This is a genomic window from Synechococcus sp. A10-1-5-1 (assembly GCF_023115425.1).
Lineage (GTDB): Bacteria > Cyanobacteriota > Cyanobacteriia > PCC-6307 > Cyanobiaceae > Vulcanococcus.
The window spans coordinates 541697-551133 of sequence record NZ_CP096032.1 but is presented as its reverse complement, the minus strand read 5'-3'; the positions used below and the strand labels follow the sequence as shown (position 1 = coordinate 551133).

Here is a 9437-nt window from a genome sequence, read left to right as displayed (position 1 = left end):
CTGAGGGCGACAGCGTCAGGGACGTTTGATTCAGAAGGAGATGTGTCGACGGAAGCGAGTGCGAGTTTGGATTTAGGAGGGAATATCCGATTTGGTGATGATGGCCCAGGTAACCCGACGTTGACGTTGAGTGAACGGAGCCGATTGCGCTGACGTTTGATGGAGGTTTAAGCGGCGGAAACTTTGTTGGAGTGGAGGGAGCAGGGGATACGAATGGGAGCCCAGTGGTTGCGAGTGTGGATTTTTTCAGGAGCGTTTGCGAGCGAAATCTGAGTGACTACGGAGCGGACGGAGCGGGAACAGGTAGCGTTGTGACGTATGAGTTAATTCTGGATAGTGCGTACACGGAAGGAACGCCATCTGGATTGACGAGTGGAGGAGTGTCGATCCGTCTGTATGAGTCAGGCGGAGTGATCACGGGATCGACGTCATTGACGGAGGTCGGAGTGAATGCTGGGAACACGGCATTCACGATTGTTGTGAATAGCAGCAGCGGAGTGTTGACGCTGACGCAGTCGAAGGCGATCGACCATTTGCAGACGGATACGTATGACGAGCGTATATAGAGGACTTGGCGTTATTAGGGAATGATCTGATTGAACTGAGGGCGACAGCGTCAGGGACGTTTGATTCAGAAGGAGATGTGTCGACGGAAGCGAGTGCGAGTTTGGATTTAGAGGGAATATCCGATTTGGTGATGATGGCCCAGGTAACCCGACGTTGACGTTGAGTGGAACGGAGCCGATTGCGCTGACGTTTGATGGAGGTTTAAGCGGCGGAAACTTTGTTGGAGTGGAGGGAGCAGGGATACGAATGGAGCCCAGTGGTTGCGAGTGTGGATTTTTCAGGAGCGTTTGCGAGCGGAAATCTGAGTGACTACGGAGCGGACGGAGCGGGAACAGGTAGCGTTGTGACGTATGAGTTAATTCTGGATAGTGCGTACACGGAAGGAACGCCATCTGGATTGACGAGTGGAGAGTGTCGATCCGTCTGTATGAGTCAGGCGGAGTGATCACGGGGATCGACGTCATTGACGAGGTCGGAGTGAATGCTGGGAACACGGCATTCACGATTGTTGTGATAGCAGCAGCGGAGTGTTGACGCTGACGCAGTCGAAGGCGATCGACCATTTGCAGACGGATACGTATGACGGAGCGTATATAGAGGACTTGGCGGCGAGCGGAAATCTGAGTGACTACGGAGCGGACGGAGCGGGAACAGGTAGCGTTGTGACGTATGAGTTAATTCTGGATAGTGCGTACACGGAAGGAACGCCATCTGGATTGACGATGGAGGAGTGTCGATCCGTCTGTATGAGTCAGGCGGAGTGTTCACGGGATCGACGTCATTGACGGAGGTCGGAGTGAATGCTGGGAACACGGCATTCACGATTGTTGTGAATAGCAGCAGCGGAGTGTTGACGCTGACGCAGTCGAAGGCGATCGACCATTTGCAGACGGATACGTATGACGGAGCGTATATAGAGGACTTGGCGTTATTAGGGAATGATCTGATTGAACTGAGGGCGACAGCGTCAGGGACGTTTGATTCAGAAGGAGATGTTCGACGGAAGCGAGTGCGAGTTTGATTTAGGAGGAATATCCGATTGTGATGAGGCCCAGGTAACCCGACGTTGACGTTGAGGGAACGGAGCCGATTGCGCTGACGTTTGATGGAGGTTTAAGCGCGGAAACTTTGTTGGAGTGGAGGGAGCAGGGGATACGAATGGGAGCCCAGTGGTTGCGAGTGTGGATTTTTCAGGAGCGTTTGCGAGCGGAAATCTGAGTGACTACGGAGCGGACGGAGCGGGAACAGGTAGCGTTGTGACTATGAGTTAATTCTGGATAGTGCGTACACGGAAGGAACGCCATCTGGATTGACGAGTGGAGGAGTGTCGATCCGTCTGTATGAGTCAGGCGGAGTGATCACGGGATCGACTTTGATGGAGGTTTAAGCGGCGGAAACTTTGTTGGAGTGGAGGGAGCAGGGGATACGAATGGGAGCCCAGTGGTTGCGAGTGTGGATTTTTCAGGAGCGTTTGCGAGCGGAAATCTGAGTGACTACGGAGCGGACGGAGCGGGAACAGGTAGCGTTGTGACGTATGAGTTAATTCTGGATAGTGCGTACACGGAAGGAACGCCATCTGGATTGACGAGTGGAGGAGTGTCGATCCGTCTGTATGAGTCAGGCGGAGTGATCACGGGATCGACGTCATTGACGGAGGTCGGAGTGAATGCTGGGAAACACGGCATTCACGATTGTTGTGAATAGCAGCAGCGGAGTGTTGACGCTGACGCAGTCGAAGGCGATCGACCATTTGCAGACGGATACGTATGACGGAGCGTATATAGAGGACTTGGCGTTATAAGGGAATGATCTGATTTGAACTGAGAGCGTCAGGGACGTTTGATTCAGAAGGAGATGTGTCGACGGAAGCGAGTGCGAGTTTGGATTTAGGAGGGAATATCCGATTTGGTGATGATGGCCCAGGTAACCCGACGTTGACGTTGAGTGGAACGGAGCCGATTGCGCTGACGTTTGATGGAGGTTTAAGCGGCGGAAACTTTGTTGGAGTGGAGGGAGCAGGGGATACGAATGGGAGCCCAGTGGTTGCGAGTGTGGATTTTTCAGGAGCGTTTGCGAGCGGAAATCTGAGTGACTACGGAGCGGACGGAGCGGGAACAGGTAGCGTTGTGACGTATGAGTTAATTCTGGATAGTGCGTACACGGAAGGAACGCCATCTGGATTGACGAGTGGAGGAGTGTCGATCCGTCTGTATGAGTCAGGCGGAGTGATCACGGGATCGACGTCATTGACGGAGGTCGGAGTGAATGCTGGGAACACGGCATTCACGATTGTTGTGAATAGCAGCAGCGGAGTGTTGACGCTGACGCAGTCGAAGGCGATCGACCATTTGCAGACGGATACGTATGACGGAGCGTATATAGAGGACTTGGCGTTATTAGGGAATGATCTGATTGAACTGAGGGCGACAGCGTCAGGGACGTTTGATTCAGAAGGAGATGTGTCGACGGAAGCGAGTGCGAGTTTGGATTTAGGAGGGAATATCCGATTTGGTGATGATGGCCCTTTGCTGAGTCCTCTTAGTGCTGTTACCTTAACCGCACCATACAACAGCTCTGCGACACCTGTTTTATGGGATGGGTATCAATTCTTCGACTGGAGTTATGGCGCTGATTTGGTCTCTTCCCTTTTGTCTGCTGCTTCAATTGATGTTTCTTTGACTAGTAGCACATCAACCGCTTTTTCTATCTCCAACATCGTCTATGGAGGCGACTACGATTTCTCCTTTGATGTCTACTATGACAATGGAATAGCTTCCTCGCTGGTTTCTTCTGTTTATTTGGATGCTGACAGCACCGATTCAATCCAGGTCTATTCGTTGCCTACTGAGAAGGTCTTGGTTGATGTTGACTCTCTGACGCCTGCTGCTGGTGGTCCCCAGCCTGCTTATGAATATCTTGACATCAACTCCGCCGGTTTGGACTTGGTCGTTACTGGTAGTGGCGATGTCAATAACAGTTCAAATGGTTGGGCTGTTGGAGGCAATCAAAACATTAATCCTGGTGAGTATATAGTCTTCAGCTATTATTCGGACTATGGGCTTGTTGATCCCGCAACCCCGGAATACGTCACTGACTTCGAGTTTCAAACCTCTAAATATACGGGAGGCATTTTCACTGCCACCCTCGCAGTAGAGGTATTCTATTCCGATGGATCTGTAGGGTTCTGGATCGTTTCTGGTGTCCTTGAGGGTGCCACGATCACCATTGACGATAGCGGTCTTGTTGCAGTCAACCCGAATCCGGGTGACCCATCTCCCACGGTTACGACAGGCGCAGGTCATACAGTCACTGATTACACCCTCCTGTACCGAGAAGTTGATATCCAATACATCGGTGACAAAGGGGGACTTAATCTGACTGATGCTGCATTCAATACTTATGAGCAGAATGCCGATGGTCTCACCTTTGCAGTCAACATTGCTCCTATCGATTCTGATAGTGACACTGCTGTAGAGACATTAACGGTTGTCCTCGAAGGTACCGCCGGTACATCCCACGTGCTGGATGTGTCTGTTGGCCCTGTTGTTCTTGATCTTGATCGTGATTCGTCGGTTGAGTATCTGCATCTTGAATACAATGCTCAACCTTTCTCCTTAAGCATCCTCCCGTTAGCTGCCTGGGTTTCCCCAGAAGACGGCCTTCTTGTCTACGACTACAACGCCGATGGCCTAATCGCAGAAGCCAAGGAATTCGTCTTCACGATGTGGGGTGATGACCCTGATGTCCTGACCGATATGCAGGCTCTTGCCGCTTACTTTGACAGCAATGGTGACGGCCTCTTGGATGCCAGTGATCACGCCTGGGAGTCCTTCGGGGTTTGGCAGGACCTGAATATTGACGGAATTCAGCAAGAGGGCGAGTTCTACCGCCTTGATCACTGGGCTATTGAATCCATTGCCCTGGAGTACGACGCCGATAGCGCTCCGTATACAGCCGCCGATGGTGATGTTCAGGTTTATGGCCAGATGACCGTGACCTATGACGATGGCAGCACAGGCCTGGCGGAAGACGTGGCCTTTGCTGTTGCTTCTGTTGATCAACCCGAAGCTTCGTTGGAGCCCATCGTCGTCGACTCGTCTGCTGTGAGCTCCGTTGAGGATCTGGTGAGCAGCTATCTCGAGAGCATGCATACCACCGGTGACCTCGACGGCAATGGCGATCTCTCGCAAGCGGAATTGGCCAGTGGCCTGGACCTGGCGGTCAGTGACTACCTCGATGCCAATGCCCTTTCCGCTGATCAGTACGGCGTGATCGAGCAAGAGGTCTTCAATGTGCTCGCCGAGCAGATCAACGATCGCGATCCCGATTCGCCTGTCGACATCCAGATTGATGATCAGGGCAATGCCGATGGTGCTGATCTGATCGCCGCCCTCGATCAGACCTTTGACGACCTCATGCTTCTTGATTCTCCCGAGGCCCTCGATCTTGTTCCAGTCGGCAGCGAGTACGGCTGATGTCCGTTTATCTCGCAGCCAAGTCGAGTTGTTTGACTTCCAGGCTGATCAAGAAGCGCTCGTGATACGGGGTTTCAAACCACCGTTCCAGTTCTTCATCGGTCAGGCACAGGGTGGTCTGGGCCTCGATGCGCAGTAAGTCAGCCTGCGTCAGTTTGATCCCCAGCTTTCTTGCCATCTCACAGATCGCTGCAGGGTTCTCGCACCGCTTTACCTCTTTTTGCAGCAGCGGATCATCCTTGAGGATGAATTTCAAACTCATGACGCCTGCAGAGCTCAAGTCCGTTGCCGCATTCTTTCAATCCAACGTATTCACAAAAAAGGCTGGTGGAGGCCACCAGCCATTGAGGGATCCCTTGGACGTTTGACTACTGGGTAACGCCTTCGATCCGATCTTCGATCTCCTGGTAGATCTCCTGGAGTTGCTCGATGTTCTCGTCGGAGGTCTCCCAGTAACCCCGGCCGTTCACCTCCAGCAGGGTGCCGACGATGCGGCGGAAGCTGTGGGGGTTGAGATCCATCAACCGCTTGCGCATCTCCGGATCGTTGATGAAGGTCTCGTTGGCTTCTTCGTAGACGAAGTTGTCAACGGAACCGCTGGTCGCGCTCCAGCCCAGGGTGAAGTTCAGGCGCTTGGCCACTTCACGCACACCCTCGTAGCCGGAGTCCAACATGCCCTCGTACCACTTGGGATTGAGCAGCTTGGTGCGCGAATCCAGGCGGATCGTCTCACTCAAGGAGCGGACCTGGGCATTGGCGGTCGTGGTGTCGGCGATGTAGCTCGAGGGAGCCTTGCCATCGTCCCGCAGCCCTTGGATCAGCTTGGTGGGGTCACTATCGAAGTAGTGGCTCACATCGGTCAGGGAGATCTCCGCTGAATCCAGATTCTGGAAGGTGACATCAGCGGTCTTCATGACCGACTCGAACACCTCACGCTTCTGGTTCATCTCGCCGGGGTTATCGGCGTTGAAGGCGAAGGTCTTACGGGAGAGGTACATCTCCTGCAGTTCGTTCTCCTCTTCCCAGGTGCTGTTCTCCACCGCAAGGTTGACGTTGGAGCTGTAGCTGCCGCTGGCATTCGAGAACACACGAGTGGCCGCATCCCGCAGGGAGATGCCTTCTTTTTCAGCTTGCTCCTGGGCGTGCTTGCGCACGAAGTTCATCTCCAGGGGCTCATCGGCCTCGGCGGCCATCTTCACGCCCTGGTCGATCAGGGCCATCTGGTTGATGAACAGGTCGCGGAAGACACCGCTGCAGTTCACCACCACATCCACCCGGGGACGACCCAGTTCTTCCAGGGGAATCAACTCGAGTTTGTTCACCCGGCCCAGGGAGTCGGGTACTGGACGGGCTCCGATGAACCAGAGGATCTGGGCCAGGGATTCGCCGTAGGTCTTGATGTTGTCGGTGCCCCAGAGCACGCAGGCGATGGTTTCGGGCCAGGTGCCTTGCTCCTCGCGCTGCCGCTCGATCAGGCGGTCCACTACAACCTTCGCAGCGGCAACGGCTGCTCGGGTCGGGATGGCCTGGGGATCCAGGGCATGGAGGTTCTTGCCGCTGGGCAGCACGTTGGGGTTGCGGATCGGGTCCCCACCAGGTCCGGGCAGCACGTACTCGCCATCGAGGGCCTTCAGCAGGCTCTCCATTTCCAGATCGGCGCAAACCTGCTCGAGGCAGAACTGCAGGTAACCGAACAGAGTTTCAAGCTCGGCTTGATCCACGTCGGGGAAGCCAGCTGCGTTGCAGGCACTCAGCCAGGGGCTTGGCAGCTTGAAACCGAAGCGCTCCAGCAGCTCAAAGAACCAACCGAAGTTGCGTCGCAGGGTCACCCGGCCATCGCTTCCGGTGACGGCCTTGACCATCGCACCAATGGCGACGCGGGAGGTCTCGGTGATGACGCGGTTGAGCTCGACATCGGCGAGGACTCCGTCGTCGTTGCCCTGGTAGACGTCGGCGATCGTGCGTCCTTTGCTCTCCGCCAGCAGAGCAGGCAGGGAGCGGATGCCCTCTTCCTCGCGCTCGAGGGCAGCAATGTTCACCAACGTGGCAATCGCCTCTTCAGCCGTGGGGGGCTTACCGATGGTGTGAAGACCGCAGGGCAGCAGACGGCTCTCGATCTCCATCAGTTGGCGATAGACCGCACCAACCACCCCATCGCGGCCATCGAGGTCCAGCTCGGAGGCATCGACCTCGGGCAGTTCGACGTCCTTGTCGAGGTTGCACTGGCGGGCTGTCTCGACGACGGCATTGACGATCTGGACGCCGCGGGAGCTTTCACGCAACTGCTGGTATGAACCCACCATCTCGCCCAGTTCCTTCAAGCCCTTGTAGAGACCAGCGTTCTCAGCGGGAGGGGTGAGGTAGCTAATGGTCTCGGCGTAGCCCCGCCGCTTGGCGATGGTCGCTTCTGAGGGGTTGTTGGCTGCGTAGTAGTAGAGGTTTGGCAGTGCGCCGATCAGGGAGTCGGGGTAGCAGGTCTCGCTCATCCCCATCTGCTTGCCAGGCATGAACTCCAGCGAGCCGTGGGTGCCGAAGTGCAGCACCGCATCGGCGCCCCAGACCTTCTCGAGGTAGGTGTAGTAGGCGGCAAAGCCGTGGTGGGGGCTGGCGCTGCGGGAGTACAGCAGCCGCATCGGGTCACCCTCGTAGCCAAAGGGGGGTTGAACGCCAACAAAGACGTTGCCGAAGTGGCGGCCGAAGATCAGCAGGTTGGTGCCGTCGCTGTTCAGGTTGCCCGGGGGCTTGCCCCAGTTCTCCTCCAGGCGCTCGGAGTACGGGGTCAGGCGCTCGTACTCCTCAACGCTCATGCGGTGTGCAATGGCCAGCTCTGGAGCACCCTCAAGGGCCTCGGGGTCCTGCAGCACCGCCTCCATCAGCTCCTTGGAGGTGCGGGGCAGGCCGCTGACGTCGTAACCCTTGGCGCGCATCTCCTCCATCACCCGATGGATGGAGCCAAAGACGTCGAGGTAAGCCGCTGTACCGACGTTGCCCTTATCGGGAGGGAAGCTGAAGACGGTGATCGCGAGCTTCTTCTCGGTGCGGGGCTTGATCCGCAGGGAGGCCCAACGGATCGCCCGCTCAGCAATGGCATCCACCCGGTCCTGCAGGGTGTGCGCCTTGCCGGTGGCGTCGTCGCGCCCGGAGAGCACGATCGGCTCGATGGCTCCATCGAGTTCGGGGATGGCGATCTGGAGGGCCACCTGAACAGGGTGCAAACCGAGATCGCTCTCCTCCCACTCCTGGGTGGTTTGGAAGACCAGGGGCAGGGCCACCATGTAAGGGCGGTTGAGTTTCTTCAGCACCTCAATCGCTTTGGGGTGGTCCTGGCGGGCCGGGCCGCCCACCAGGGCAAAACCGGTCAGGGAGACCACGCCATCGACCAGCGGTTGGTAGGGATTGATGGGGTCGTAGAAGAAGGCGTTGACCGGCTTGGTGAAGTCCAGTCCACCGGAAACCCTCGCCGGATGCCGGGGCGGCCAGCGGGAGAGTGGCCTCCGTCTGCATTCCATCCGCTTGCCCGGGCTGGTGGCCCATCAAGAGGTGATGTTCGGGGCTGCTGGCGAGACCTACACCCTGCGCCACGACACGATCGATCGTTCCGCCTACATGCCCGGTGTGTTGCTCACCGCCCGCAAGGTGCGCCAGATCGATGGCCTGGTCTATGGGCTTGAGCGCTTGCTCTAATCCTCACCGCAGCAGACACTGTCGCCATGCTCATCCCGCTTCGCCCAGGAGAGCTGCCGCGTCTGATCCCCGCGGTGGCCACTGGCCCTCAGTTCAATTTCTGCAGTGGCAGTCCCCAGAAGCTGCTGCAGCGGTCCTTTATCTCGATCATCGGCGGGGTGATCAGCCTGCTGATCAGCCAGGGGGTTGCGATCAACAGCCAGGCCTCCCCGATCCTGCTGATGGTCGGTGTGATCTTCCTTCTCTATCTGCTCTGGGGGCCGATCGTGGAGGCCAGTCGCAAGAACGCGACGCTGCGCCGCTACCCAGCCGCCGCCATCTTCGAAGGCGAAGTGGCTGACCTCTACACCAAGGAATTGGTGGAGGGCCGTCAGGAGACCACGGATAAGCAAGGTCGCCTGGAGACCGTCGAAAACCGGCGCACCTGGCTCTGCCTGGAGTTGGAGGACGAGGATGGGTACCTCGGCAGCATCCGCTTCCCGTACAACAAAAAGCACCAGCAAATTCGGCGTGGTGCAGTGATTCGCTGCTTTGTGCTGAGCGAGCGCAAGGACTTCTCTCGCGTTGGCGCCCTCAGTGATGCCTGGCTGCCCCAGATGAAGCTCTGGGTGGGCGAGTATCCGTTCCTCCTGCGTCCGGCCTTCGAGGAGCTCTGCCTGAAGCGGCTTCGCTGAACTCGGATCAAGGAGGCCTTGTTACATCGCGCAATAT

At 56.7% G+C, this 9437-nt stretch carries 11 protein-coding genes and 1 pseudogene; 10 read left to right on the top strand and 2 right to left on the bottom strand.

Annotation, left to right across the window (positions count from 1 at the left end; all coding sequences use genetic code 11):
* Window positions 1–191 precede the first annotated feature (191 nt).
* From MY494_RS02955 to MY494_RS02930, 8 genes are all read left to right on the top strand, one after another.
* Complete coding sequence (locus MY494_RS02955; protein ID WP_247911262.1) at window positions 192–566, top strand: DUF5801 repeats-in-toxin domain-containing protein; 375 nt, start codon at window positions 192–194, stop codon at window positions 564–566.
* A 218-nt stretch (window positions 567–784) separates the two neighbouring features.
* The gene (locus MY494_RS02950) at window positions 785–1012 is read left to right on the top strand and encodes a hypothetical protein (RefSeq protein WP_247911261.1); all 228 of its coding nucleotides are present in this window, start codon (window positions 785–787) and stop codon (window positions 1010–1012) included.
* Between the two features lie 85 nt (window positions 1013–1097).
* On the top strand, window positions 1098–1352 hold the full coding sequence (locus tag MY494_RS02945) for a hypothetical protein (protein ID WP_247911260.1): 255 nt from the start codon (window positions 1098–1100) through the stop codon (window positions 1350–1352).
* Complete coding sequence (locus tag MY494_RS02940) at window positions 1298–1588, top strand: DUF5801 repeats-in-toxin domain-containing protein (protein WP_247911259.1); 291 nt, start codon at window positions 1298–1300, stop codon at window positions 1586–1588. Before MY494_RS02945 ends, MY494_RS02940 begins: the two co-directional genes overlap by 55 nt.
* A 115-nt stretch (window positions 1589–1703) precedes the next feature.
* On the top strand, window positions 1704–1838 hold the full coding sequence (locus MY494_RS13185; RefSeq protein WP_256463423.1) for a hypothetical protein: 135 nt from the start codon (window positions 1704–1706) through the stop codon (window positions 1836–1838).
* 136 nt (window positions 1839–1974) lie between these two features.
* Window positions 1975–2271: a DUF5801 repeats-in-toxin domain-containing protein gene (locus tag MY494_RS13180; RefSeq protein ID WP_256463422.1), complete on the top strand. Its 297-nt coding sequence runs from the start codon at window positions 1975–1977 to the stop codon at window positions 2269–2271.
* Window positions 2264–2368, top strand: a complete 105-nt coding sequence (locus MY494_RS13175) for a hypothetical protein (RefSeq protein WP_256463421.1) — start codon at window positions 2264–2266, stop codon at window positions 2366–2368. The genes MY494_RS13180 and MY494_RS13175 overlap by 8 nt, the downstream gene beginning before the upstream one ends.
* Window positions 2369–2423: 55 nt before the next feature.
* On the top strand, window positions 2424–5042 hold the full coding sequence (locus MY494_RS02930; protein WP_247911258.1) for a DUF5801 repeats-in-toxin domain-containing protein: 2619 nt from the start codon (window positions 2424–2426) through the stop codon (window positions 5040–5042).
* A gap of 7 nt (window positions 5043–5049) precedes the next feature.
* Here the strand turns inward: MY494_RS02930 and MY494_RS02925 are convergent, their stop codons facing one another.
* Together MY494_RS02925 and MY494_RS02920 are read right to left on the bottom strand one after the other, a co-directional pair.
* A complete protein-coding gene (locus MY494_RS02925) occupies window positions 5050–5322 on the bottom strand; it encodes a Nif11-like leader peptide family natural product precursor (RefSeq protein ID WP_247911257.1) in 273 nt (90 codons plus the stop codon).
* An 88-nt stretch (window positions 5323–5410) separates the two neighbouring features.
* Window positions 5411–8551, bottom strand: coding sequence for a magnesium chelatase subunit H (locus MY494_RS02920; RefSeq protein ID WP_247911256.1), 3141 nt, complete (start codon window positions 8549–8551; stop codon window positions 5411–5413).
* Here MY494_RS02920 and MY494_RS02915 point away from each other — a divergent pair.
* Both MY494_RS02915 and MY494_RS02910 read left to right on the top strand, forming a co-directional pair.
* A pseudogene (locus MY494_RS02915) lies at window positions 8493–8726 on the top strand (dihydrodipicolinate reductase C-terminal domain-containing protein); the annotation flags it as partial. The gene MY494_RS02920 and the pseudogene MY494_RS02915 sit on opposite strands and share 59 nt — an antisense overlap.
* Before the next feature lie 26 nt (window positions 8727–8752).
* A complete protein-coding gene (locus MY494_RS02910) occupies window positions 8753–9400 on the top strand; it encodes a hypothetical protein (RefSeq protein WP_247911255.1) in 648 nt (215 codons plus the stop codon).
* Window positions 9401–9437 lie beyond the last annotated feature (37 nt).